Here is a 25,322-nt window from a genome sequence, read left to right on the forward strand (position 1 = left end):
TCAGGCTTTACGTAATACGGGTACATCCAGTGCCCGGAACGCATCGACGAAGACTGAGGGTTGTTGTTTATCGAACAGCAACCAGACCTGTTGCCGCGCGCGCGTCAGGGCAACATACGCCAGCCGGCGCTCCTCTGCATCGGGGAAGTCTTCGGGCTGCGGCAGCAGCCCCTGCTCCATAATGGACTCACGCTGCGGCGCGGGAAACCCTTCTTTGCCTTGCTGCAGACCCAGCACAATGACGTAATCGGCCTGCTGACCTTTACTGGCATGAATGGTCATAAAATCGATACGCATTTTTGGCCAGCGGGTTTTTGCCTTATCCAGCAGTTCAGGACGCAAATAGTGATAGCGAGCCAACAGCAGTACGCGCTCATCCGCTTTAACATAACCGCTTAGCTTGTTAAGAAGTGCCTCAAGCTGATCGTGCGGGAGCAAAGCAATCGACTTTTTATTCCCTTTCGTCAGACTGTTTAAGGGCTTACGCAGTTGATGCGGATTTTGCTGGATAAACCGATTCGCCACTTCACCAATACGATCATTGAAACGATAGGTCGTATCCAGCACACAACGATCGCCCTCACCAAAATAGTGATGGAATGCCGTTGTCAGACTCATCTCTGCGCCGCTGAACCGGTAAATTGCCTGCCAGTCATCGCCCACCGCAAACAATGTCGTGCGTGTGTTTTGCTGACGCAGCGCGCTGAGTAAAGCCGCGCGTTGTGGCGAGATATCCTGAAATTCGTCAACCAGAATATGCTTCCAGGGGCTGACAAAGCGGCCCTTTTCGAGGATCGCGATGGCCTGATGAATCAGCCCGGAGAAGTCGACTGCGCCCTCGTCCTTAAGCGCACTTTTCCAGGCCTTCAGAAGGGGTGCCATCAATTTAATCCGCTTACTGAATACGTCGCGCAGCGCGTCAGGTACATCCTCAATCATGGCGGCCTGTGCGCCGCCATGCATCCGCATCAGGCCAAGCCAGCGTTCAAGACGAGACGCCAGGCGCTGTGCTAAACGATCATCCTGCCAGAAAGGGCCTTCGCTGACCTCCCACTCCAGTTCATCACGCAACCATTGCCGCCAGCCATTCGCCTGAGCTTTTTTTTCATTACACTGCTGACGCCAGTGGTCGATCAGCCATGTCCGACGCGCGTCGGGATCGCTTTCGAGTTTACTGATGACCGGCTGTTTATGACTTCCTTGCCGAATGATATGCAGGGCCAGCGCATGAAACGTACGCGCCTGGATATCCCCGGCCCCTAAGCGGCTTTGAATACGGTCATTCATCTCTTCCGCCGCATGACGACCAAATGCCAGCAACAAAATCTGATCGGCAGCGGCCAGTCTGCGCTGTAACAGCCACCCCGCGCGGGCCACTAATACTGACGTTTTGCCGCTGCCAGCGCCCGCCAGCACCAGCACAGCGTCTTCGCCGTTAACCACCGCTTCTGCCTGTGACTCGTTCAGCGGAGTGGATTCCACCGTGGCGAAAAAATCCCGGTAGCGGGTCAACATGGCGGCCGTCCAGTCACGATTGCGCTGCGTCATCGCCGTCTCGCCCTGCTGCAGCCAGTATTGGCAAAATGCCCAGTTTTCACGGCAGGAATCAAACTGCTCAATGCGGGAAAGCGGCAAAGGTAACGCGTCAAACTGTTTGCGGATCTTATCTTTGATCGCCTGAAGTTCGCTGCGCTTCAGCCAACGCTCCTGTTCGCTGAATCCCTGAATGTCGTCGCGCAGCGCCTGTAAAACCGCGGCGCATACTTCACTCATTTCCTGACTCCAGCTTTGCCACGACTGCATGAGGTAGTGGAAAAAACGCTGCGTCTCCTGCCATTCAGTACCGTGCAAACGCACAACCTTGTTGTCCGCCAGTAAGAATTCCAGTTCACCCCACACCATTCCCCGTTTACAGGTGATGTCGGACAACTGATTGAAGGGGATCAAATATTCGTGTTTGTCGCCGCTGACCTCAACGCCCGCGGATAACAGGCGAACACGATGATAAGGATGCTGGGCAAGCCGTTTGCCCATGGATGTTGCTTTAAGTTCCACGCCGACACCAACGACCGAGATAGAGAGTAATCGGAGTTTACCTGTCAGACTCTTGACGCTCCAGCCTTAAAACACGCTAAACTTGGCGGCACAGATTGCGGAGTGCAAAAGGAAAAGCCTGTTATGCGTACTGTTTTAAATATTCTTAATTTTGTCCTGGGTGGATTTTTCACCACGCTGAGTTGGTTATTCGCCACGCTCATCAGTATCGTCCTGATCTTTACCCTGCCCTTAACGCGCTCCTGCTGGGAGATCACTAAGCTGTCATTTCTGCCGTTTGGCAATGAAGCGGTCCATGTTGACGTTCTGCGCCCGGAGAATAAAAGCCCTATCATGAACACCGGCGGCACGTTTCTGAACATTTTCTGGTTTATCTTTTTCGGTTGGTGGTTATGCCTGTCGCACATTTCTGTCGGCATCGTGCAATGCATCAGCATTATTGGTATTCCGGTGGGCCTCGCCAATTTCAAGATTGCCGCCATTGCACTCTGGCCGGTAGGACGTCGGGTCGTCTCTGTGGAAGAGGCGCGTGCCGCGCGTGATGCCAATGCCCGCCGCCGCTATTAGTATGCTGTCCGGGTGGCGAAAGTATCTTTTTAACAGCACCTGGCGTTATCTGCTGCGCATTCTGTTTGCCTTATCAGGATGTGCGGCTGTGCCCTGGATACTGCAGCAAATTGAGTGGACGATTCCGTTAACCCTCGGCGTGGTTGCCGCCGCGCTGGCCGATCTGGATGACAGGCTGGCCGGGCGGCTTAAAAACCTGCTGATTACCTTACTTTGTTTTTGCATCGCTTCGGTTTCAGTAGAGCTGCTGTTCCCGCATCCGTTGGTATTTATTATCGGCCTGGCAGGTTCAACATGGGGATTCATTTTGTTAGGCGCGCTGGGACAGCGCTATGCCACCATTGCATTTGGCGCCTTACTGATTGCCGTTTACACCATGCTGGGCATTGGGTTGTTCTCACAATGGTATATGCAGCCCATGCTGCTGTTGGTTGGGGCTCTGTGGTATAACCTGCTGACGCTGCTGGGCCATTTAATGTTTCCGGTTCGTCCGGTGCAGGAACAACTGGCAGCCAGTTTTTCACAGCTGGCCCACTATCTGGATGCCAAAGCCAATCTGTTTGATCCTGACGCGGGTGAACAGGATGATGCTGCATTTGTTAAAGCCGCGATGGTAAACAGCCAGCTTGTTGCACAGCTCAATCTGACCAAGACCACCTTGCAAAGCCGTTTACGAGGTGACAGAGGCTCACGCGGTACCCGACGCAGCCTGCACTATTACTTCGTGGCTCAGGATATCCATGAACGCGCCAGCTCTTCGCATCTGCAATACCATCTTCTGCGTGGCGACTGGCGTTACAACGAGATCCTGTTTCGCTTTCAGCGTTTACTGAATATGCAGGCACAGGCCTGTCGCCAGCTTGCCCGGGCGATTCTGCTACGCGAACGCTGGGAACATGATGGCCGCTTTGAGCGTGTTTTTGAACGTCTGGAAAATGCGATTCACCGGCTGGCACAGAGCGAGCCGGATGCCGCCCATACCGGTGCACTGCTTTGGCTGCTTCGCAACCTGCAGGCCATCGATGCACAACTGGCCTCAATCGAAACCGAGCAGGCGCAGGCAGTTGATCCGCAGCACAGCGACAACCTGCTGTCACGCGAAGAACTGAGTGGCTGGAGTGATATTAAACTGCGCCTCAGCCTTCACCTGAGTCCGGCCTCTGCCCTGTTTCGCCACGCCGTACGCATGTCGATTGTGATGTGTGTGGGATACGGATTTATTCAGATTACCGGGCTGGAGCGCGGCTACTGGATCCTGCTGACCAGTCTGTTTGTTTGCCAGCCTAACTATAGCGCAACCCAACGCCGACTGGCGCTACGCATTGGCGGCACGCTCGCGGGCATTGCGCTTGGACTGCCCCTGCTCTGGCTGGTCCCTTCCATTGAAGGCCAACTGGTCTTGATTGTGGTCACGGGCGTCATGTTCTTTGCGTTTCGTCAGGTGCAGTATGCTCATGCAACCTTGTTCATTACTCTGCTGGTGTTGTTCTGTTTTAATTTGTTAGGCGAAGGCTTTGAGGTGGCCCTGCCCCGGGTAGTGGACACGTTACTGGGCTGTGCGCTGGCCTGGCTGGCCGTCACCTTTATCTGGCCAGACTGGCGTTTTCGCCAGCTTCCGGCGGTGGCGACGCGCACACTCAATGCCAATTGCCGTTATCTGGATGCCATTATGGAACAATACCATCAGGGCAAAGATAATCGCCTCGCTTACCGTATTGCCCGCCGCGATGCACACAATGCTGACGCGGAACTGGCCTCCGTCGTGTCGAATATGAGCAGTGAAACCCGTACCAACCCTAAGCTGCGGGAATCGGCCTTTCAGCTACTTTGCCTGAACCACTCGTTGCTCAGCTATATCTCCGCGCTGGGGGCGCACCGCGATAAAGTCACTGATCCAGCGCTGCTGGCACTTCTCGACGACACGGTGTGCTATGTCGAAGATGTGCTGCAAACCGACATCGTCAGTGACAGCCGGGCTGAGGAAATGCGTCGGGAACTGGAACAACGCCTTACCCGGTTTACCGCCGGGTCTGATTCGCCTACGCCGCTGGTACTGCAGCAACTGGGGTTACTGGTTGCCTTGCTGCCGGAAATCGCTCGCCTGCGGCGTGCTTTAGGTTCTCACTAAGGCCCTTTCTTCGCCTCTTCCACTGTTTTGAGCGCAGCCTGGTACCATTCACCCAGCTCCGCTTTAACCGTTGGCGGGAGAGCGGCTTCATGATGGCCCGAAATAGCACCCTGAAGCGCCAGCAAGGTTTTGAAACCGAGGTGCTGGTTATAACGTTTTAGTTTTAACCAGCACGCCCTGGCGCCGACCTCGTGCAGGTGTTTAACGCTGCAAATGCCTATCTCATGCAACATCATTTCCAGCCGTAAGCTGACATTAGGCAGATCTTTTAAACGCACCCGGCCTTGTCGGTCATCCTGTTCCCGACGGGCGGTCTGTAGTGAGGCCGCTGAGAGCGCAACCAGATGCGCCGGGTCACACCATAAATTTTCATCGACCCTGAAATAATTCAGGCTGACCGGCATACCGCGTTTGCGAAAAATAAGCGGCTCCAAGGGCCGTTTAGCCACATATTCCCGCAGGGCTTCGCTGGCGCGCAGATAAAGCTGATCGTCTTTTATCAAGGCAAACACGACGCGCTCAACAGCTAAGGCGTAACCGCCAAACTGAGTACGGGATTCGACATTACCTAAAGGCGCCAGTTGTTGTTTTGATCGCAAAACGACCCGCTGTTCTTTCTTCATATCATCACCTCCTTGTAACAAAAACCTGTTAAAAACGTTACTATTCAGTCGGTTAGAAGATAAGAAAATTCAGTTGCAGGTTCAATGAATAAATCACTTTGGCGTCAACATTATGCGAATTTTGCGAGGCATTTTCAGAAATTCAGGTTGATCTTTATCCAGGATGTCATTACTGTATATCCATACAGTCAACTGCTGAGTGATTAATTTATGCGCACCCAACATCCCCGTAATGTATGCCCGACTCACCGTTACGCTTCGCCTTCTGACCCCGCTTCTCAGAGCGGCTGGATTACTGAATTGCGCTATAGCGAAAAACCGGGAATGATGCAGATGCTGCTGTTACCGTTGCTTCAGCAACTGAGCCAGCAATCCCGCTGGCAGCTTTGGTTAACACCTGCGCATAAGTTGAGTCGGGTCTGGATGCAGGAAGCAGGCTTGCCCCTGGAGAAAAGTATGCATATCGCCGACGCTGAACGTTACAACGCCGTCGAGGCCATGATTAAGGCCCTGCGTACGGGAAATTACAGTGTCGTTTTAGCCTGGATTCCCTACGATCTGGATGAAGATGAGCGTCGGGAACTGGAGCTCGCTGCGGCTGAAGGTGAAGCGTTAGGACTCATCCTGCGCTCGGGTGAGTCCCCCAAAACGCCAGTCAGACCAGAAAGTCGGCTAAAAATTCAGTCTGATTTGTTTCATTAAGTAAAAAATGAGATTTATCTCAAGAAATTTTTTCTCTCGCGTTGGGCTAAGACACTGATTCTGCTCCTGCCAGTAATGACAATGGCTTAGCCCCCATTTTGCGGGTTACCCCCATCACAGAAGTTCACCCTAAATTGTTAGAATTTATGTATAAAACACTGTTTTTTTACATAAGTGCCTCACATCACACTTGTAAGTTTCCAATCTCGTTGTAGACTTTATCTCGCCAGGGTGCTCAATAACCTCCGTTTTTTGCGGTAGAGTCATAAGCGAGCGTTTTGACCCGGCGAAGGATTAAACCAAGAGCAACCTTTATGCTCATTGCCTATTTGGATGATAACGAGGCGCAAAATGAAAAAGACAGCTATCGCAATTGCAGTGGCACTGGCTGGCTTCGCTACCGTAGCGCAGGCCGCCCCTAAAGATAACACCTGGTACACCGGTGCTAAACTGGGCTGGTCTCAGTATCACGACACTGGTTACTACGGTAACGGTTACCAAAATAACGACGGCCCAACTCACGAAAGCCAACTGGGTGCTGGCGCATTCGCCGGTTACCAGGCTAACCCATACCTGGGTTTCGAGCTGGGTTATGACTGGTTAGGCCGTATGCCTAACAAAGGCAACGTCACTAACGGCGCTTTCAAAGCACAGGGCATCCAACTGGCTGCTAAACTGAGCTACCCAATCGCTGACGATCTCGACGTTTATACCCGCCTGGGTGGTATGGTATGGCGCGCTGACTCAACTCAGCAGAACGTAGCCACTGGCAACCGCATCAGCGACCACGACACCGGTGTTTCTCCACTGGCAGCGGTTGGTGTTGAGTATGCTCTGACCAAAAACTGGGCAACCCGTCTGGATTACCAGTGGGTGAACAACATCGGTGACGCACAGACCGTTGGTGCTCGTCCAGACAACGGCATGCTGAGCCTGGGTGTTTCTTACCGTTTCGGTCAGGATGATGTTGCTGCGCCAGCTCCGGCTCCAGCTCCAGCTCCAGCGCCAGTTGTTCAGACTAAGCGCTTTACTCTGAAATCAGACGTTCTGTTCACCTTCAACAAGTCAACGCTGAAGCCAGAAGGTCAGCAGGCTCTGGATCAGCTGTACAGCCAGCTGAGCTCAATGGATCCTAAAGACGGTTCAGTCGTTGTTCTGGGCTTCACCGATCGCATCGGTTCAGAGCAGTACAACCAGAAACTGTCTGAGAAACGTGCTCAGTCTGTAGTAGATTACCTGGTATCTAAAGGTATCCCTGCTAACAAGATCTCTGCTCGCGGCATGGGTGAATCTAACCCAGTGACTGGCAACACCTGTGACAGCGTGAAAGGCCGTAAAGCCCTGATCGACTGCCTGGCGCCAGACCGTCGTGTAGAAATCGACGTTAAAGGTATCAAAGACGTGGTAACTCAGCCTCAGGCTTAAGTTATACGTGATAAAAAACCCCGCGCATGCGGGGTTTTTTTTGTCCTTTAATCCGGAGCAGGCCTGAATATTGCTCCGTAAACTACCCGTTGTCAGTATCCGACTTGCCCAGTATAGCCTGCAAATCCTGCTTCAGCGTCGACATCTGGCTGGCGTACTTTTCTTTGCGTTCGGCATCTTCAATTAGCTGCACAATCGTTTCAGACAGGGTGCAGTTGCGCCGTTGCGCCAGGCCGGCCAGCCGCTGCCAGACCAGATATTCCAGATCGATGGATTTTTTTCGTGTGTGCTGATGCTCGGCATTGAAATGCCGTTTTCGCCGCGCACGGATCGTTTGTTTAAGCCGGTTGTCCAGTTCGGGATGAATGTGTTGGCTAATCCAGTCGTTAACGTCGACGGGATTATTCTCCATCATTAACAGCTTATCGACTGCCGCCTGTGCCGCGCTGAGTTCAAGGTGACGCGTGATCAGTTCACCTTCCCGATGTTTTTTCACCAGGTATTTCCACTTCCATCCACATTCAAGATTTTCGAGCTGCTGGTATTTCATCGGAATCTCATCGTGATCACGTAACGAACTAAGAATAACAGCTTTTTTACTGGATGCAGCAACGAAAAACATGCTGTCAGTGTCACAACTTCTGATTGAACTCCGCAGTGCTTAAGCACAGTGAATCCTGTATAATCTCGCTTTTCTCAAAACAGACAAATGCGATTATTTTGACCAGCACTCAACTCACGTGGCAAACCTTACAGCCGGATAGCGCGCAATATCAATCCGTTTTCTCCCGAATTGCTGATGAAGAAACCGATGCTTTAGCAACGGTGCAGCCCCGATTGCTGAATGCGCTGGCCCACTTGCACCATCAGAGTCAGGGTTTTCCTTTGCTGCTCGTTCGCAGCCAGGAAAACCGCGATTATCTCTCGCTGATCGCCAGTGCGGCACAGCGCGTAATGGGCACCGCTTCGTCCCTGGCGGGCGGGGATTATCATATCCTGGCCGACAACGTCACGTTGCAGCCGCCCACTGACAGTCAGCGTCCTTTTACCAGCCAGGGTGGTGTGCATTTTGCCGACTGGATTGAGCAGGAGCAGCTGTTTGGCTGTGTCCGGGTACATAAAGATCGTATTCAGCTGGAACCTGGTCTGATCCATCGTGCCAATGGCGGAACGCTGGTGCTTTCACTCCGTGCGCTCCTCGCTCAGCCCCTGCTCTGGCTGCGGCTTAAAAGAAGCATTGAGCAAGGCTACCTCGAATGGCTGTCGCAGGATGAGCGCCGCCCTTTGCCTGTCTCTGTCCCGCCGCTTCCGCTGAAGTTAAATCTGGTGCTCTGTGGCGAACGCGATACGCTCGCTGATTTTCAGGAGCTGGATGCCGAAGCGCATGAGATGGCGATTTACACTGAATTTGAAGAAAACCTTCAAATTGTGGATGAAGATGATGTGCTGGCATGGTGCCGCTGGACAGTAGATTTGGCCGCACAGGCTGATATCGCTGCGCCAGATGAGGACTTTTGGCCTGAGCTCATCAAAGAAGGCGTTCGCTATAGTGGCGATCAGGAAACCTATCCCCTTTGTCCACGTTGGCTGCTGCGTCAGCTGCGTGAGACCGCGTTGATGGGTGAAACACTAAACGCTGAAGCCTTGCGTGACGCGCTGGAAGCACGTCTGTGGCGCGAAAATTATCTGAATGAACGCATGCGTGATGAGATTTTGCTGCGCCAGATCTTGGTCGAAACGGAAGGCGAAGTGGTGGGCCAGATCAACGGTCTTTCCGTCGTGGAATATCCCGGTCACCCGCGGGCCTGGGGCGATCCCTGCCGTATCACCTGCGTGGTTCATCCTGGCGACGGAGAATTTACCGACGTCGAACGCAAAGCGGAGCTGGGCGGCAATATTCATGCTAAAGGCATGATGATTATGCAGGCCTATCTTATTGCGGAGCTGGAGTTAGATCATCAACTGCCTTTTTCTGCTTCGCTGGTGTTTGAACAATCCTATTCGGAAGTTGACGGCGACAGCGCGTCGCTGGCAGAACTGTGTGCTCTGATCAGTGCCCTTGCCGATACACCGCTAAATCAGCAAATTGCGGTCACGGGCTCGGTCGATCAGTTTGGTAATGTCCAGCCGGTCGGTGGCCTGAATGAGAAAATTGAAGGCTTCTTCGACATCTGCCATCAGCGTGAGCTCACGGGTCAGCAAGGTGTGATTATTCCTGCCTGCAATGTGCGCCACCTGAGTCTGAATCAGCAGGTTGTGAGTGCGGTCGAAGCCGGTCGTTTCCATATCTGGGCAATCGATACGGCTGATGAAGCGTTGCCCTTACTGACCGGAAAAGTCTGGAACACGGAAGACGGCGAAGGCGAATGCCTGCTGCGTACGATTCAGGAGCGCATCAGTCAGATGAATCAGCCTGAGCCCACCCCTCGGGCATGGCCGTTGAGATGGCTTAACTGGTTCAACCACCGTTAATCTCATTTGCTCAGTGTACAACTGTTCGCTAATATTCGTGATTCACTAAAAGAAGGCTTAATAAGAACATGGTAGATAAACGCGAATCCTATACCAAAGAAGACCTGATCCTGTCTGGTCGCGGTGAACTGTTCGGCGAAAATGGTCCGCCACTCCCTTCCGGCAATATGCTGATGATGGACCGCGTGGTCAAAATGACCGAGGACGGCGGGAAATATGATAAAGGCTTCGTGGAAGCTGAACTGGATATCAATCCAGATCTGTGGTTCTTTGGCTGCCATTTCATTGGTGATCCGGTGATGCCTGGCTGTCTGGGCCTGGATGCGATGTGGCAGCTGGTTGGCTTCTATCTCGGCTGGCTGGGTGGCGAAGGAAAAGGCCGCGCGCTGGGCGTGGGTGAAGTTAAATTCACCGGTCAGGTTCTGCCAGACGCGAAAAAAGTCACCTACCGCATTCACTTTAAACGCGTGATTAACCGTAAACTGGTTATGGGCGTGGCAGATGGTGAAGTGTTTGTTGACGGGAATTTGATCTATACAGCCAGCGATCTGAAAGTTGGCCTGTTCAAAGATACCGCTGCATTCTGACGTTTCATTCCACAGAAACGAAAACCTCCGCACAGTGCGGAGGTTATATCCCTTTTCAGTGACATCCGGCTAAGCCGCAGCCGACCTGTCCTCCATGGCTTGTCGCCAACCTCCCAACCAGTGAGACTTAGCGTCTATCATTTGATACGGACACATCTCTTTAGAGCGTCCTGTAATGCCAGCTTGATAACCACGTGAATGGGCGCGCTCAAGGCGGTCTCGTTTCTGTCTCTTCATACTCCGTGTCCCTCATGTAAGGTCTGTGGAATCTGGTGGAAAGAAAAAGGTGGCGAATTAATGTTCAGCCACCCTTCTGTTTTACTCGCTCTGTATGAAAAGATCAATGCGCAATATTCACGCCAGTGTCACAAATATGACCTGCTCCAGACATATACTTTCTGTTTCACCCTATGAAACTGTGACGATATCCGTATGATTTATAAAGAAAGCCTGGAAAACGTCAGAAAAATTATATGTGCTGAAACAACACGTTAACTAAAGCCCTGTTGCGGTTGACTCTGCCGTGGTTGCACCGCGTGCAATCTGCTGTGCGATTTGCTGCCAGCCCTGTGCCAGCGTTTTAACCAGCGAATCATAGCCATCTTCCCGCTGCGGTAGCACCAGATTAAAAGCCTGCTTTGTGAAGCGCCCCTGATGTTCCAGTGTCCACTGACCGCTGATAACCGCCTTGCCATCATAACGGCCCTGGAAATCATTCACCGTTACGCTCAGCGTATCGTGCTCCTGACCGATAAGCGTCTGGGTAACAAGACGGCCGGGTAACGCTTTCGTCAGATTAGTGATCAACGTTTGTTGCAATTGCTGATCGAGCGGGCTGGCCCACAGATTATTAGCGGCAATGACATATTTTACGTCGCTGGTCTGATAGACCAGCCCATTGCCCGCCAGATAGTCGGGGACCGTAATTTGCTGCACCCATAATGTCGGCTGCGCATTCGCCTCGCTGCTTATCACCTGCATTGAGGCTGCCCCCGAGGGCAGCTGATAATAGGTAGTATTGACCGTACTGCTACAGGCACTCAGTGCGAGAGCGGCAAAAAGCATTAATCCTTTTTTCATTGTTTCGCCCTCTTTGGCTGGGGATCCTGTCCCGGTTTGGCCTCAAACACTAACGCATTACTTTTCGCATTTAACGTTTTTAACACGGGCTGAAGTTCACGCAGCACCTGATCAAGCCGTTGCATATCGCCCACCAGCTTGCTGTAAGCCGGGGAGCCTGGCTGTAACCCTTTCATGCTACGGTTCAGCTCACGAAGCGTCTGCTGCGTTTCTTCTGGCAAGGTCTTCATCGCCGGACTGCTGGTCACCACATTGATGTTATCAATAGTACGCTGCAGATCCCTGAGCGTCTTCTGGCTCTCTTTCAGTGTGCCCGTGGCTTCCGTCACCATGTTGTTCAGCGGTAAACTGTTAATCTTATCCAGCGCCGCCATCAGTTTTTGCTGGATCTGACTGAGGCCGCCGCTTACTGTTGGAATCACTTCGTATCCCGCGACTTTATCCGGACCGGTATACGGCGGTGCGTTATTATAGAAGTCGATATCCACATACAGCGCACCGGACAGCAAATTGCCCGTTTTCAACGTTGCGCGCAGGCCACGTTTCTTACCATCCTGCAAATGCTGCTCAAGATCGAAGTTTTGCCCTAAACGGTTAATAAAGCGATCGGGTTCAATACGAATCAACACCGGCACGCGATAATCATTATTTAACGCCTGAGCGGTGCCCGCATTCATGAACGGCACTTCGGCAACGGTACCCAGACGAATGCCGCGGAATTCAACCGGCGCGCCCACCTGCAAGCCACGAATCGAATCCGAGAAGAACATCAGATAGTCGATATGATTGGTGTACAGCGAATCCTGAATACTGCGTTGATCGTCGAACAAATGATATTCAGCCTGATTCTGCGCCGCTTTGCCTAAATCCCACCCGTCCGGGACGTCAAAACTCACTCCGCCGCTAAACAGCGTGGTCAGGGATCCCATTTCGACGCGCATCCCTGAGGCCGACATATCGACCGCGATGCCGCTGTCTTTCCAGAAGCGCACATTGGTCGTCACCAGGCGATCGTAAGGCGCGGCGATAAACAGCTGATAGGTCATCAGGCGTTTATCCGTGTCGAACGTGCTGGTTTCAACGGTGCCGACACGGAAACCGCGGAACAGAACCGGATCGCCCGGATTCAGTTGACCTGCTTTATTACTGTCGAGCGTAATCCGGATACCTTTGGCATCCGGCGGGGCAAGCGGCGGTGAATCCATCAGGGTGTACTGCTCCAGAGGCGCTTTTTTGGTGCCGGGCTGCAGCTCAATATAGGCCCCGGAAAGTAACGTGCCCAGACCGGTGATCCCTTCACGGCCCACCTGCGGTTTAACTACCCAGAAGACGCTGTCGCTGTGCAACAGTTTTTCCATACCGGCATTCAGTCGGGCTTTAATTTCCACATGATGAAGATCGTCTGTCAGCACCGCACTTTCCACCACGCCAACGTTCACGCTGCGACTTTTAATCGTGGTTTTGCCCGCTTCGATCCCTTCTGCACTCTCGGTGATCAGGGTCACTTCGGGCCCCTGATGGCTGAAGTGATAAAACAGAATCCAGCCGCCTATTAATAACGTGACAATAGGGACGATCCATACCGGTGACCAGCGCTTAATCTGGTCCACTTTGGCATAACCGTGATTATTTTCCGTCAAGATGCGGCTCCTTCATGTTTTTCTCACCAGCACGATCCCAGGTTAAGCGCGGGTCAAACGTCATTGCCGCAATCATGGTCAGAATCACCACCAACGCAAACAACACCGCTCCCCATGCCGGATAAATTTTCATTAATTGCCCCATGCGCACCAGCGCAGAGAGCACGGCAATCACAAAGACGTCAATCATTGACCAGCGCCCCACAAACTCAACGACTTCATAAATCCGGTGCATTTTGTGGCTGTCGCGCTGCCCTCGCCCACTGGCATCCCAGCACAGCCAGCCAATCGCCAGCATTTTCAGAGACGGCACCATAATACTGGCGATGAAAATCACCAGCGCGACCGGATAAGAGCCATCGCCCCACAGCAAAATGACGCCAGCCATGATGTTGGACGGCATCGCGGAGCCCAGGGTTTCCGTAATCATGATGGGCAGCAGATTGGCCGGCACGTAGAGCATAATGGAGGTGATCAGCAGTGCCATGGTCCACTGCAGGCTGTGCTTACGTCGGGCATGGGCGACTACGCCACAACGGGGGCATTCCTGCTGCGCCACGGGCAAGATTGCCGTACAGCAAGGACAGGAGCGCAGCCCCTGCCTGAGTCCGCTAATGCCGGGCTGTGGCGCATGCGGCAAAGGCGGCGGTGGCTCAATTTGCAGCCAGAGCCAGCGACGGTCCAGGCACTGAAACGCCCGCAGTTGTAAAAGACAAAACAGACACCAGGGCCAGAAACTGGTTTCAAGGCTGATTTCGCCATAGGCCATGAGCTTCACAAAACTTACCAGCACACCGGCCATAAAAATTTCGGCCATGCCCCAGCTCCGCATATGAAACAGAATACGCGCCAGCCCCAGTTTCAGGCTAAGAGGCATCTTGACCTGGTTCACCAGCAGAACCAGCGTGACCATGCAAAACGCCGGAATCGCCTGAACAAACAGCAGAAACAGGGTGGCCAGGCTGGCATAGTCATCGGCCACCATCACACCAGGAATTTGCATCAGGCTAATCTGGCTGGAGAGCCCAGCCACTTTCATGGTGATAAACGGGAACAGATTGGCCAGGACTAACATAAACAGTGCCGCCAGCGCATAGCCGGTGGGACGTTTGCGTGGCTCTGACCAGTTGACTGTCAGGGACGTGTGGCAGCGCGGGCATGACGCGCGGCTGCCAACAGGGATATCCGGCAGTTTGACCATCAGGTCGCATTGTGGACAAAGCATCCACGCACTGGTTTTGTCTGCAGAACACATTCCCTGACCCTTATCGCTAGCCGCCGTTTTTCATTGATTCCAGTTCTTCCCAACGCGCAAACGCGGTTTCCAGCTCCGCTTCCACCTGAGCCAGTTCATCCAGCACCGGCTGCGTTTTATCGTGCGGCTGGCTGAAGAAATCCGGGTGGCTCATGCTTGCCTGCAGTTCGCCGATACGCGCCTCTAACTGTTCCAGTTTTTGCGGTAACTGCTCCAGCTCACGCGTCAGGTTATAGCTTAGTTTGTTCGCGCTGCGTTTGGCAGATTCATTTTTCGGTTCAGCAGACTGAGCGGCACGATTTGCCTCTTTCGCTTTCGCGGTCACCTGCGTTTTTTGCTGCTTATAGGCCGCACGCTGCTGTTGGGCATCGTGATAACCCCCGACGAAGGTGCCAATCTCACCATTGCCTTCAAAGATCCAGCACTCCGTCACGGTGTTATCCACAAACTGGCGATCGTGGCTGACCAGCAGCACGGTGCCCTGATAGCCGTCGATAAGCTCTTCCAACAGTTCCAGTGTTTCCACATCAAGGTCGTTGGTCGGTTCATCGAGGATCATCAGGTTACTTGGGCGCAGAAACAAACGCGCCAGCAGCAGGCGGTTACGTTCCCCACCGGACAGCGCTCTGACAGGTGTCATCGCCCGCTTGGGATGGAACAGGAAGTCCTGCAGATAACCCAGCACATGGCGGGGCTTACCGTTCACCAGCACTTCCTGCTTCCCTTCGGCGAGGTTATCCATCACCGTTTTGTCGGGATCGAGTTCTGCACGATGCTGATCGAAATAGGCCACTTCAAGCTTGGTGCCTGAATGCACGCGGCCATGGTCGGCCTTAAGCTGTTGCAGCATCAGGCGCAGTAAGGTGGTTTTGCCACAGCCATTTGGGCCAATCAGGGCAATCTTGTCGCCGCGCTGAACCTGCGCCGAGAAATCGTTGACCAGTTGCTTGCCGTCTACCGCGTAATCGACATTCTCCAGCTCAAAGACAATTTTGCCGGAACGGGACGCTTCGCCGACCTGCATATTGGCTTTACCCATCACCTCACGGCGCTCTGAGCGCTCGCGACGCAGGGCTTTTAACGCGCGGACGCGGCCTTCATTACGGGTACGGCGCGCCTTAATCCCCTGACGTATCCACACTTCTTCCTGTGCCAGCTTGCGATCAAACTCGGCGTTTTGCATTTCTTCAACGCGCAAGGCTTCTTCTTTGCCTTCCAGATAGGCGTCGTAGTTACCCGGCCACGAAACCAGTTTGCCACGATCCAGATCCACGATACGGGTGGCCATATTGCGAATAAACGAACGGTCATGAGAGATAAACACGATGCTGCCGCTGAAACTTTTCAGGAAGGTTTCCAGCCAGTCAATCGTTTCAATATCCAGGTGGTTCGTTGGCTCATCCAGCATCAGTACGCGTGGATTACTGACCAGCGCGCGTCCGAGCGCGGCTTTACGTAACCAGCCGCCCGATAACGACGACAGCTCCGTATCCGGCGACAGGCCAATCTGCTGCAACACATCATTGATGCGACTTTCCAGTTGCCACAGATTGTGGTGATCCAGAATGCCCTGCAAGCGTGCCATCTCATTGAGGTTCCTGTCGCTCGGATCCTCCATGACCTGATGGGAAATCGCGTGGTAGGCTTTCAGATGCTCCGCCTGTTCCTGTACGCCTTCTGCCACAAAGTCGTAAACCGAGCCGGTAATATTTCGCGGCGGATCCTGTTGCAGACGTGCGACGACCAGATCGGTCTCATAAATGATGCGGCCATCATCCAGCGGTTGCTCGCCGTTGATGATTTTCATCAATGTGGATTTACCCGCACCGTTACGACCAACCAGACACACGCGCTCATTCTCTTCGATGTGCAGCTCGGTGTTATCTAACAGCGGCGCATCGCTGAAGGAGAGATAAGCGCCGTGGATACTAATTAATGACATGTAGCTTATTCCTTACCGGCATGTGTAATCAGCCAGCAGTTGTGAATTTGGCGATTACGCGCAAAATCCTGTGACAGGGTTTTCTGTGTGATGTCCTGCGCCTGAAGGCCTAATGCCTTAAGGCCGTCCAGATCCATTTTGAAACCACGTTTGTTATTCGAGAACATGATGGTGCCGCCTTTGCGCAGCAGACGCTTCAGATTGCGCATCAGCATCATATGGTCGCGCTGCACATCGAAACTCTCTTCCATACGTTTAGAGTTTGAGAACGTAGGCGGATCGATAAAGATCAGATCGAAATTTTCATCAGTTTCATTCAGCCAGCTCAGGCAGTCCGCATGCAATAAGCGATGCTGACGGCCTGTCAGGCCATTCAGCCGCAGGTTCCGTTCCGCCCATTCCAGATAGGTGCGCGACATATCCACTGTGGTCGTAGAACGCGCGCCGCCCAGCCCCGCATGGACGCTGGCGGTGCCGGTGTAGGCAAACAAATTCAGGAAATCTTTGCCCTGGCTCATCTGGCCCAGCATTTTGCGCGCGATACGGTGATCGAGGAACAACCCGGTGTCCAGGTAATCGGTCAGATTCACCAGGAAGCGGGCATTGAATTCCTGCACCTCGAAATAATCGCCCTTCTCGCTCAGTTTCTGATACTGCGCTTTGCCCTTTTGGCGTTCGCGGGTTTTCAGGATGAGGCGGCTGGACGGCAGCTCCAGCACGCTGAGCGTCGCGCTGATAACATCGAACAGGCGCTGACGGGCTTTATTTGCGTCGATAGTTTTCGGTGGCGCATATTCCTGTACCACTACCCAGTCCGCATAGCGATCCACCGCCACGTTGTAGTCAGGCAGATCGGCATCATAAATGCGATAGCACTCAATCCCTTCCTGGCGCGCCCATTTATCGAGCTTCTTCAGGTTTTTACGCAAGCGGTTAGCGTAATCTTCGGCAATCTGGTTGGCGCGCTCACCACTGGCGGCAGATAACTGATAATTCTTCTGTACGCAGTCCAGTGGTCCGTTTTTCGCCTTGAACTGTCGATCGGCGCGCAGTTGCAGGCAACTGAGCAGCTCGGGTGAGGCGCTGAACAGCGATAAGTTCCAGCCCGCAAAATGCTGCTTCATCAGCCGCCCCAACTGACTGTGCAGGGCAATAAGCGCAGGCTCGCTTTCCAGACGCTCACCGTACGGTGGGTTACTCAGTACCGTGCCCGTTACGCCGTTCTCAAGCGGATTGTTCAGCTTCAGCAGGTCCTGTTGCCCAAAGGTGAACAACTCGAAAACGCCTGCGCGGCGGGCGTTGGCTTTCGCCCATTCCAGCACCCGGCCATTATTATCGAAACCATAAAAACGTGCCTGACAGGCCGCCGTGCCCGCACGGGCCCGCGCCTGCGCATCGCGTTTAACGTCCAGCCACAGGCTTTCGTTAAAGCCGGCCCAGGCCGTAAAGCCCCACTGGCTCCGGAGTAAACCTGGCGCACGATCGCAGGCCATCAGTGCCGCTTCAATCAGCAGCGTACCGGAACCACACATCGGGTCGATGAGCGGCGTAGTCGTTTGCCAGCCTGAACGCATCACAATGGCTGCGGCCAGGTTCTCTTTCAACGGCGCCTGACCGGTTTGCTGGCGATAACCACGCTGGTGTAATGCGCTGCCGCTGAGGTCCAGTGCAATGCTGGCGCGATCGTCGTCGAGCCAGACGTTAATGCGGATATCCGCCTGTTCACGATCCACATCCGGTCGTGGCAGATTGCGGCGGGTAAAGCTGTCAACAATCGCGTCTTTGACACGCAACGCGCCAAACTGACTGTTACGGATCGCCTCGTTAGTTCCGTTAAAATGCACCACAAAGGTTTTATCGCTGCCAAAGGTAGCAGGCCAGTCAATGCCCTGCACACCAAGATAAAGATCGAGATCGCTGTACACGCCCACCTCCGTCAGCGGAAGCAGAATGCGCGACGCCAGACGGCTCCACATCAGGCTTTGATACATGACGCGATCGTCAGCTTTGAAGTGAACGCCTCCCTGTACCACTTGCAGGTCCTGCGCGCCCAGCGCGTCCAGCTCATTTTTTAACAGCTCTTCGAGCCCACGCGCCGTGCTGGCAAACAGAGAATTCATATCGTCACTTTTTACTCTTGAGAAAATTGTTGCGCATTATAGCGAATCGCAGACCTATGTCATAAAGTTAGCTTCTTTTGTCTTGCGCGCCTGCTTCAGGAGACTGTCATGATTACGCTTTCCCGCTTGTTTATTCATCCTGTTAAATCAATGCGGGGGTTGCAGGTTTCCCATGCCTGGGCTGCCAACAGCGGATTGACCTTCGATCGCATTTTTATGGTGACCGAACCCGATGGCACTTTTATTACTGCGCGCCAGTTCCCCGAAATGGTGCAGTTTACGCCCGCCGTCACCCCTGAGGGATTATTTTTACAGGCGCCCGACGGCAGTCAGTCGCTGATTCGCTTCGCCGATTTTACGCAAACGGAAGCGCCAACAGAGGTATGGGGAAACACCTTTACCGCCCGTATCGCGCCCGAGGCGATCAACCAGTGGCTGAGTGCCTTTTTCCCAAGACCGGTCCAACTGCGCTGGACTGGACCACAGCCGTCACGCCGCGTGAAGCGCTTCACCGAGGTGCCGCTGGGGTTTGCCGATGGCTATCCTTATCTGTTAGTGAATAATGCCTCTCTGCGGGATCTGCAGCAGCGCTGTCCGGCCAGCGTGCGCGTTGAGCAATTTCGTCCTAACCTGGTGGTCAGCGGTGCGCCTGCCTGGGATGAAGACAACTGGGCGGAGATTACGGTAGGTCAGGTACATTTTGCCGTCCCTAAGCCCTGCGGTCGTTGCGTGTTCACTACGGTTAGCGTTGAAAATGGCCAGAAACATCCTGACGGACAACCTCTCGCCACACTTCAGGGCTTTCGCACCGCACAGGACGGCAGTGGTGACATTGATTTTGGCCTGAACCTTATTGCGCTAAACAGCGGGATTATTCGTGTCGGTGATGACGTCAAGGTCGTCAAACGCCAGCCGCCACGCGCCTATGGTGCGGGAGAGGTTGTGGAAACCCTCAAGCCGCAGCAGCAATTCCCCAATGCGGTGACGATTTCGTATCAGGGCCAGACATTCAGCGGCGATAACCAGCAAATTTTGCTTGAGCAGCTCGAAGCCCAGGGGTTCCGCATTCCCTACTCGTGTCGGGCAGGTTTGTGTGGCAGTTGCAAAATCACCCTGGTGGCGGGAAAAGTGAAGCCCTTAAAACAGAGTGCCATCCGTGAGGATGGCACAATATTGAGTTGCAGTTGTATTCCTGCCGGCGATATTGATGTGAAGTAAGTTACACCGCGCGTGCATAACGCGTGGTTTTTTCCTGCTGATGCGGTTGAAGACGGTCGTTCATCACTTTAATCGCATCCCCTAACACCATTCCTTTGCCCGCCAGCGTTAACGCGGGCTGCGCCAGCAGGCAGAGCGCGGCGTTATCGCCATTTTCAACCACCAGCAAACGTGCCTGCTCGCCATTCTCGGCCAGCGTAACCTCAACCATCTCGCCGACCGCAGGTTGCATTGGCTGGCGATGTGCGGAGAAATGCCAGCTTTTGGGCATCAGGGGTTTTAGAAAGCGGGCGGCCACCAGCGCATTTAACACCAGTTCGGCGCGCTGATTACTGCTTAACGGGCTCTGGCGGCACTTCTCTTCAAAGGTGAAATAGAGCGCGGCGTCATCAACACAAAATCCGGATTCCGTGAAAGCATCCGGTGTCAGCATTTTGCGTGCATAGCGGGAACGAAAAAGCATACCGTCAGCCAGATCGAGCATCATCCGGTCGTGCTCGGCGTCATAATACCAACGCCAGTTGTCATCGGGTTTAATTTTCATCGTGTGCCCTGTATTTACCGCTGTGCTAAAGGCAAAATATCTGTCGAAGAATAATGAATGCTGAAAAATCGTGCAACAGGACAAAATATAAACGAGCCGGAGAGAGAAATAAACCCCCCGGCGCATTAATAGAGCGATTCTCTTAGATGTGGGTCACGATATCTTTAATTAAGCCCGGACCTTTATAAATAAAACCAGAATAAATTTGAACGAGCGTGGCGCCGGCAGCGATTTTTTCTCGTGCCGCGGTCAGTGAATCAATTCCGCCCACGCCAATAATGGGCAAACGCCCCTGCAGCTCTTGTGACAGACGCTGAATGACGGCGGTGCTGCGCGACTGAACCGGACGTCCACTTAATCCCCCGGCTTCCTCGCTATATTTCAGTCCATTCACCAGGGTACGATCCAGCGTAGTATTTGTGGCAATGACGCCATCAATTTGGTGGCGAACTAAACTGTCAGCCACCTGGATCAACTCGTCTTCAGAAAGATCCGGCGCGATCTTTACAGCGACAGGCACATATTTGAGATGCCGCTTTTCCAGTTCTTTTTGTTTTGCTTTGATGGAACTGAGCAGATCGTCAAGCGCCTCACCATATTGCAGAGAACGTAAACCTGGCGTATTCGGTGACGAAATATTGATGGCAATATAACCGGCATGGGCATAAATTTTCTCCATGCACAGCAGATAATCGTCTTTGCCCTGCTCCACTGGCGTATCTTTATTTTTGCCAATATTGATGCCCAGCACGCCCTTGAATCGGGATTTTTTGACATTTTCCACCAGATTATCCACGCCGAGATTATTGAATCCCATGCGGTTAATAATCCCTTCGGCTTCAACTAAGCGAAACATGCGCGGCTTATCGTTACCTGGCTGAGCCCGTGGCGTGACCGTTCCCACTTCAACAAAACCAAATCCCATTGCGCCAAACGCATCAATGCACTCGGCATTTTTATCCAGCCCGGCCGCAAGGCCCAGCGCATTATCAAACGTCAGCCCCATACAGGTCACGGGGCGCGAGGGTAAACGCTGGCGGATAAGGGCTTCCAGCGGCGTGCCGCTCATAAAGCGTAACTGCTGAAAGGTGAGATGGTGCGCGCGCTCAGGATCGAGCCTGAATAACGCCGGTCGGACGATTGAGTAAAACATGCACTCTCCTGGAAGACGGAAGCGACGGTGGAAATCAGTGCACAGGAAATTGTGCGCCAGAATGGTAAGGTGCTCTGGCGCAAAAGTAAATCGTGGGGCGTTAAGCGAGGAAACTGTTTGACGCAGATTTGATCTTACACAACGGAATCGTTTGCCGTGCGCGAATTCATCCTGTCCGGAAACGCATAGTCACGCCAGATATTGTGGCGAACCATAATGCCAAAAATACCGATACAGACCAGCACTTCCGCCAGCACCATTGACCATGCTGCGCCGATCGCGCCAAATTTCCACGCCAGCAAACAGCAAACAGGTACGTTGACGACGCCCGCGACCATCATCACCATCATGCGCTGACGCGCCAGCCCGTGCGGAATCAGAATCTGCAGTCCGGCGGGATAGGCGATATTGCCGAACAGGAAGCACAGCACAAAGACGCGGAGAACATCGGCTGACGGCAGGAAGTCTTTGCCTAACAGCAATGACACCACCTGATCGGCAAACAGCCAGGTAAAGATCACAATAGACAGACTGAGGCCAAAAGACAGCATCAGGCTTTTACGTGTGGCAGCAACCGCAGCCGCTTTATCGCGACCAAACAGATGGCTGACGCGCGGGAAAAACGCGCTGCCAATCTGCTCCGGTACAGAATTCGCGGCTTTGCGCAGCCTGTCCGCACCGTTGTAGATCCCCACCATGTAGTGGGAGGTAAAGCTGGCAAGAATCACGACGTTTACGCTGTTAAACAGGTTAGCACCGGCAATGGCGATAAACACATCTGCACTGTCGGTAATGCGCTGTTTGATCTCTTTCGGTTCGAAGCGATACGCGCCAATCACCTTCATTTCCAGCACAAACTTCAGCGTAATAATGGCGTTAATAATGGATACCGCGCCCGGTATCAGCGCCGCCAGCCAGGTATCGTCCGGTGTTTTCACCAGTAAAAACGTCAGCGGGATGGCACAAAAGTTGCCAAAGGTGGCGATCATCGCCGTTTTACCCAGCTTCTCAAAACCCTGCATCAGCCAGCCAAAGGAAAACAGTGAACCGACTAATGTGGTGCAGTTAGCCAGAATAATAAAAAACAATGAATGCCAGGACGGATTAAACCAGGTCGCCGTGAGCAATGTGCCGCTGGTCAGCAGCAGCAGCATCAGTTTGGCATTGAATGTTGACCAGAAGAGTTGCGTCACGCGCGCCTTGTCATCACGGTGGTGGGCAATGTCTTTAGTCGTAAAAACATTGAACCCCCAGTCAGAAATCGTACTGCAGTAAAGTACGCAGGCGATGGCCAACGCCAGAATCCCCATATGATCGACACCCAGCACGCGCGCCAGGTAGGGTAAGGTCGCCAGCGGAAACAGGAAAGAAGCTCCCCGGTACGCCAGCAAAGATAAGATATTGACTACTAAACTTTTATCGAGCACTTTTGCCATGTCGCAACAACCTTATACACATTGCATGCCTCACCTTCTCATTTCGCTCAGGTGCAAACAATATCACTTGCCATTTTTCGGAATTACGGAACGCGTTTGAGTTCTTTTTTCACTTTATGGCTTTGCAATAAAATGAAGGTTTCCGGACTGTTGAACAGCAGCCACTCTTTCAGACTGCTGGCTTTAACTCTGCGCCCGAAATAACGAATCGCATTAAGCACATAGTCAGGAACGGGCGTCTGGTTGTAGAGGGACAAATAAATCATCAACCGGAAGGAATGAAACAGGTAGGCTTTTTCTAAATCCTTTTTCAATTCACTTTTATGCAGTGAACGGCACAATGTGTTGAAGGTTGTAATAAATGCATTGTAGCGTTGAATAAAAAAGGTCGGGTTTTTGCTACTGTTGGTCAGTGAGCCGCCACGGATGCGCTGTTTGTAATAGGTTTGACGGCTTACCCAGACCTGATTGCATTTCATAAACACCGATAACGTAAAATTATGGTCTTCATGAACACGATCGATAAAACGTAACTGATGCTGCTGGATGACGCTTTTTTTCACGACATAATTCCAGGCGGCGGAAGTATACGAACCGTTTTGTAACAATCCCAACAGGACATCCTGCGGGCGCTGAATGCCAAACAGGCCGTGCCTGACTTTCGGCCACGTGATTTCCGGTTTGTCTTCACGGTAAGCACTGGAATTAAAACAAAACAAATCCGTATCCGGATAATGCTCAATGACCTGAGCCAGTTCGCTGACAAGGCCGTCCACCACCACATCATCAGGATCGCAGAAAAAAACAAACTGTCCTTTAGCGGCCTCTACGCCTTTGTCACGCGCATTGCCTGCTCCTCCATTCGGAATCGTGATCACCTTGACATGGGGCAGGTGCGCATAATGCTGTTCAATTAACGCCACTGTCCCGTCAGTCGAACTGTCGTTAACAATGATAATTTCATTCGGCGCGCGAATTTGACTTACCAGGGAGTCAACGCATTCAACAATATATTTCTCAACGTTGTACGTTGGAATAATGACCGATAACAGGATGTCAGACATACATGATTTCTCTGCTGTTAGAAAATGAAAAATAAAATCCACCAGCCTGAGACAGGCACTGACTAAGGGCGAATAGTTATATTTAAAATAACAGGCGCTTACATTGAGCAGCGTTATTTTAATGCCTGATGCCGCAAAATGCCTGCCTCAATATCGTGCGGAGGCAGCACAGGCAAAAACCATCGTAAGAAAAACTAAAGTTTAATCACTTACCTTTCGTCACTTTGTTGAGAAATCATTTAATAAATACATCAGTCCCCTTTTCACTTTCGCCCTGCCGCCTGTAACCAGTTGTGAAATTCCATTAAAATTTTTATAAATGCTGGCCCTGTTTATCTGATACTTTTGTGGAACCCGTCTTAAACTCAGGCTTACGGCATCACAAAACCCCATTGAAACATCGAATCTTTTTCGCTTTTTCCATTTTGATAACTCACAGTCAGAAAAGACCACTCTTTTCTTTCATGGATTTATTTCAATATTGCGATATTCAAGTAACCAAATGTACGAAATCCATCTGCGACAGAGAATTCATTCATCCGGATTAATGTATCCCGTTACTTACCAGGCCGTTTTTAAGATTTGTCGTAGCGGTTTTCTCCTGGATTCCAGATGCCACGCCTTATCTTCCTTTTGCGCTTTTCACCTTTAGATTGTCAGAAAAATCATTTAAGCCCTGCCGTGGCCTCTGCCAGGATGAAAGCCTGAGTTCTCAACAACAGATAATCAATAACTTTCAGTTATAAGGAGTAGTGAATGCGAGTGCTTACCCTGGCAGGCAGTCCACGGTTTCCTTCACGGTCCACCTCGTTACTGGCGCTGTGCCAGCACAAACTGGAAGCGCGCGGCGTGGAAGTTATTCCCTGGAATATTCATAACTTTCAGCCGGAAGACCTTATTAACGCCCGCTTTGATTCCCCGGCGATTCTGGCGCTGAGTGAGGACTTGTCTGCCGCCGATGGTCTGGTGATTGCTACGCCCGTTTACAAGGCGTCTTTCTCGGGTGCGCTGAAAACGGTACTGGACCTGTTGCCCGAACGCGCACTGGCCCACAAAGTCGTGCTGCCGCTTGCCAGTGGTGGCAGCGCAGGCCACATGCTGGCGCTGGATTACGCGCTCAAGCCCGTTTTAAACGCGCTGAAAGCGGAAGAAGTGCTTCATGGGGTTTATGCCGAAGATAAACAGATCACGCATTACGATCGTCAGCCAGAACTGGATCCCCTTCTGGCCACCCGCCTGGATGAGGCGGTGGATTCTTTCTCACTGGCGTTGTCACGCCGTCATCAACCGGTTGCCTGGGCAGTATAAGGA

21 protein-coding genes are annotated in these 25,322 nt (G+C 52.7%); 8 read left to right on the plus strand and 13 right to left on the minus strand.

The window, feature by feature from the left end:
• Entirely contained in the window at positions 1–2,055 is a 2,055-nt protein-coding gene (helD, locus tag GC090_RS13480; protein ID WP_324020076.1) for a DNA helicase IV, read from the minus strand.
• A gap of 123 nt (positions 2,056–2,178) precedes the next feature.
• Here helD and GC090_RS13485 point away from each other — a divergent pair, with 123 nt between their 5' ends.
• The gene (locus tag GC090_RS13485; protein ID WP_054634211.1) at positions 2,179–2,622 is read left to right on the plus strand and encodes a YccF domain-containing protein; all 444 of its coding nucleotides are present in this window, start codon (positions 2,179–2,181) and stop codon (positions 2,620–2,622) included.
• Entirely contained in the window at positions 2,603–4,750 is a 2,148-nt protein-coding gene (yccS, locus tag GC090_RS13490) for a YccS family putative transporter (RefSeq protein WP_006118669.1), read from the plus strand. Before GC090_RS13485 ends, yccS begins: the two co-directional genes overlap by 20 nt.
• On the opposite strand, the gene GC090_RS13495 is transcribed toward yccS, so the two are convergent.
• Positions 4,747–5,373 (minus strand): TfoX/Sxy family DNA transformation protein, encoded by a 627-nt coding sequence (locus tag GC090_RS13495; RefSeq protein ID WP_058707590.1) that lies wholly within the window; start codon positions 5,371–5,373, stop codon positions 4,747–4,749. The genes yccS and GC090_RS13495 overlap by 4 nt on opposite strands.
• Before the next feature lie 210 nt (positions 5,374–5,583).
• Between GC090_RS13495 and sulA the strand changes: the two genes are divergently transcribed.
• Positions 5,584–6,075 (plus strand): SOS-induced cell division inhibitor SulA, encoded by a 492-nt coding sequence (gene sulA, locus GC090_RS13500; RefSeq protein ID WP_033737608.1) that lies wholly within the window; start codon positions 5,584–5,586, stop codon positions 6,073–6,075.
• 351 nt (positions 6,076–6,426) lie between these two features.
• Positions 6,427–7,500, plus strand: a complete 1,074-nt coding sequence (ompA, locus tag GC090_RS13505) for a porin OmpA (protein ID WP_058707592.1) — start codon at positions 6,427–6,429, stop codon at positions 7,498–7,500.
• An 82-nt stretch (positions 7,501–7,582) separates the two neighbouring features.
• Here ompA and matP read toward each other — a convergent pair whose 3' ends face one another.
• Positions 7,583–8,050, minus strand: coding sequence for a macrodomain Ter protein MatP (gene matP / locus GC090_RS13510; protein WP_146212551.1), 468 nt, complete (start codon positions 8,048–8,050; stop codon positions 7,583–7,585).
• Positions 8,051–8,145: 95 nt separating this feature from the next.
• Between matP and GC090_RS13515 the strand changes: the two genes are divergently transcribed.
• Positions 8,146–9,972, plus strand: coding sequence for an AAA family ATPase (locus GC090_RS13515; RefSeq protein ID WP_324020078.1), 1,827 nt, complete (start codon positions 8,146–8,148; stop codon positions 9,970–9,972).
• A gap of 68 nt (positions 9,973–10,040) precedes the next feature.
• On the plus strand, positions 10,041–10,559 hold the full coding sequence (fabA, locus tag GC090_RS13520) for a bifunctional 3-hydroxydecanoyl-ACP dehydratase/trans-2-decenoyl-ACP isomerase (protein WP_006118663.1): 519 nt from the start codon (positions 10,041–10,043) through the stop codon (positions 10,557–10,559).
• 69 nt (positions 10,560–10,628) lie between these two features.
• Here fabA and rmf read toward each other — a convergent pair whose 3' ends face one another.
• From rmf to rlmKL, 6 genes are all read right to left on the minus strand, one after another.
• Positions 10,629–10,796 (minus strand): ribosome modulation factor, encoded by a 168-nt coding sequence (rmf, locus tag GC090_RS13525; RefSeq protein ID WP_006118662.1) that lies wholly within the window; start codon positions 10,794–10,796, stop codon positions 10,629–10,631.
• Positions 10,797–11,054: 258 nt separating this feature from the next.
• Positions 11,055–11,639, minus strand: a complete 585-nt coding sequence (gene pqiC, locus GC090_RS13530; protein WP_033737612.1) for a membrane integrity-associated transporter subunit PqiC — start codon at positions 11,637–11,639, stop codon at positions 11,055–11,057.
• Entirely contained in the window at positions 11,636–13,279 is a 1,644-nt protein-coding gene (pqiB, locus tag GC090_RS13535; protein WP_033737613.1) for an intermembrane transport protein PqiB, read from the minus strand. The genes pqiC and pqiB overlap by 4 nt, the downstream gene beginning before the upstream one ends.
• Positions 13,266–14,534 carry a membrane integrity-associated transporter subunit PqiA gene (gene pqiA, locus GC090_RS13540; RefSeq protein WP_324020081.1) on the minus strand — a complete coding sequence of 423 codons (1,269 nt, stop codon included), beginning with the start codon at positions 14,532–14,534 and terminating at the stop codon, positions 13,266–13,268. The genes pqiB and pqiA overlap by 14 nt, the downstream gene beginning before the upstream one ends.
• A 16-nt stretch (positions 14,535–14,550) precedes the next feature.
• Positions 14,551–16,476 carry an ABC transporter ATP-binding protein gene (locus GC090_RS13545; protein WP_324020083.1) on the minus strand — a complete coding sequence of 642 codons (1,926 nt, stop codon included), beginning with the start codon at positions 16,474–16,476 and terminating at the stop codon, positions 14,551–14,553.
• A 5-nt stretch (positions 16,477–16,481) separates the two neighbouring features.
• Entirely contained in the window at positions 16,482–18,596 is a 2,115-nt protein-coding gene (gene rlmKL, locus GC090_RS13550; protein WP_289366488.1) for a bifunctional 23S rRNA (guanine(2069)-N(7))-methyltransferase RlmK/23S rRNA (guanine(2445)-N(2))-methyltransferase RlmL, read from the minus strand.
• 108 nt (positions 18,597–18,704) lie between these two features.
• On the opposite strand from rlmKL, the gene GC090_RS13555 reads away from it, so the two are divergent.
• Positions 18,705–19,814 (plus strand): YcbX family protein, encoded by a 1,110-nt coding sequence (locus tag GC090_RS13555; protein WP_324020086.1) that lies wholly within the window; start codon positions 18,705–18,707, stop codon positions 19,812–19,814.
• Position 19,815: 1 nt separating this feature from the next.
• Here the strand turns inward: GC090_RS13555 and GC090_RS13560 are convergent, their stop codons facing one another.
• The 4 genes from GC090_RS13560 to GC090_RS13575 all read right to left on the minus strand — a co-directional run bounded on the left by GC090_RS13560 (position 19,816) and on the right by GC090_RS13575 (position 24,011).
• Positions 19,816–20,358, minus strand: a complete 543-nt coding sequence (locus tag GC090_RS13560) for a cell division protein ZapC (protein ID WP_006118654.1) — start codon at positions 20,356–20,358, stop codon at positions 19,816–19,818.
• A gap of 142 nt (positions 20,359–20,500) precedes the next feature.
• Positions 20,501–21,511 carry a quinone-dependent dihydroorotate dehydrogenase gene (gene pyrD / locus GC090_RS13565; RefSeq protein ID WP_033737618.1) on the minus strand — a complete coding sequence of 337 codons (1,011 nt, stop codon included), beginning with the start codon at positions 21,509–21,511 and terminating at the stop codon, positions 20,501–20,503.
• A gap of 134 nt (positions 21,512–21,645) precedes the next feature.
• Positions 21,646–22,947: a flippase gene (locus GC090_RS13570; protein ID WP_039341264.1), complete on the minus strand. Its 1,302-nt coding sequence runs from the start codon at positions 22,945–22,947 to the stop codon at positions 21,646–21,648.
• Positions 22,948–23,030: 83 nt separating this feature from the next.
• A complete protein-coding gene (locus GC090_RS13575) occupies positions 23,031–24,011 on the minus strand; it encodes a glycosyltransferase family 2 protein (protein ID WP_033737620.1) in 981 nt (326 codons plus the stop codon).
• A 756-nt stretch (positions 24,012–24,767) separates the two neighbouring features.
• On the opposite strand from GC090_RS13575, the gene ssuE reads away from it, so the two are divergent.
• Positions 24,768–25,319, plus strand: a complete 552-nt coding sequence (gene ssuE / locus GC090_RS13580; protein WP_039341268.1) for an NADPH-dependent FMN reductase — start codon at positions 24,768–24,770, stop codon at positions 25,317–25,319.
• Positions 25,320–25,322 lie beyond the last annotated feature (3 nt).

Origin of the sequence: Pantoea sp. JZ29, from assembly GCF_035190385.1 — a bacterium.
Classification (GTDB): Bacteria; Pseudomonadota; Gammaproteobacteria; order Enterobacterales; family Enterobacteriaceae; genus Pantoea; species Pantoea stewartii.

Coding starts and splice junctions, on each gene's coding strand:
- GC090_RS13485 (WP_054634211.1), top strand. CDS start 2,179: ATGCGTACTGTTTTAAATATTCTTAATTTTGTCCTGGGTGGATTTTTC.
- yccS (WP_006118669.1), top strand. CDS start 2,603: ATGCCCGCCGCCGCTATTAGTATGCTGTCCGGGTGGCGAAAGTATCTT.
- GC090_RS13495 (WP_058707590.1), bottom strand. CDS start 5,373: ATGAAGAAAGAACAGCGGGTCGTTTTGCGATCAAAACAACAACTGGCG.
- sulA (WP_033737608.1), top strand. CDS start 5,584: ATGCGCACCCAACATCCCCGTAATGTATGCCCGACTCACCGTTACGCT.
- ompA (WP_058707592.1), top strand. CDS start 6,427: ATGAAAAAGACAGCTATCGCAATTGCAGTGGCACTGGCTGGCTTCGCT.
- matP (WP_146212551.1), bottom strand. CDS start 8,050: ATGAAATACCAGCAGCTCGAAAATCTTGAATGTGGATGGAAGTGGAAA.
- fabA (WP_006118663.1), top strand. CDS start 10,041: ATGGTAGATAAACGCGAATCCTATACCAAAGAAGACCTGATCCTGTCT.
- rmf (WP_006118662.1), bottom strand. CDS start 10,796: ATGAAGAGACAGAAACGAGACCGCCTTGAGCGCGCCCATTCACGTGGT.
- pqiC (WP_033737612.1), bottom strand. CDS start 11,639: ATGAAAAAAGGATTAATGCTTTTTGCCGCTCTCGCACTGAGTGCCTGT.
- pqiA (WP_324020081.1), bottom strand. CDS start 14,534: ATGTGTTCTGCAGACAAAACCAGTGCGTGGATGCTTTGTCCACAATGC.
- GC090_RS13545 (WP_324020083.1), bottom strand. CDS start 16,476: ATGTCATTAATTAGTATCCACGGCGCTTATCTCTCCTTCAGCGATGCG.
- rlmKL (WP_289366488.1), bottom strand. CDS start 18,596: ATGAATTCTCTGTTTGCCAGCACGGCGCGTGGGCTCGAAGAGCTGTTA.
- GC090_RS13555 (WP_324020086.1), top strand. CDS start 18,705: ATGATTACGCTTTCCCGCTTGTTTATTCATCCTGTTAAATCAATGCGG.
- GC090_RS13560 (WP_006118654.1), bottom strand. CDS start 20,358: ATGAAAATTAAACCCGATGACAACTGGCGTTGGTATTATGACGCCGAG.
- pyrD (WP_033737618.1), bottom strand. CDS start 21,511: ATGTTTTACTCAATCGTCCGACCGGCGTTATTCAGGCTCGATCCTGAG.
- GC090_RS13570 (WP_039341264.1), bottom strand. CDS start 22,947: ATGGCAAAAGTGCTCGATAAAAGTTTAGTAGTCAATATCTTATCTTTG.
- GC090_RS13575 (WP_033737620.1), bottom strand. CDS start 24,011: ATGTCTGACATCCTGTTATCGGTCATTATTCCAACGTACAACGTTGAG.
- ssuE (WP_039341268.1), top strand. CDS start 24,768: ATGCGAGTGCTTACCCTGGCAGGCAGTCCACGGTTTCCTTCACGGTCC.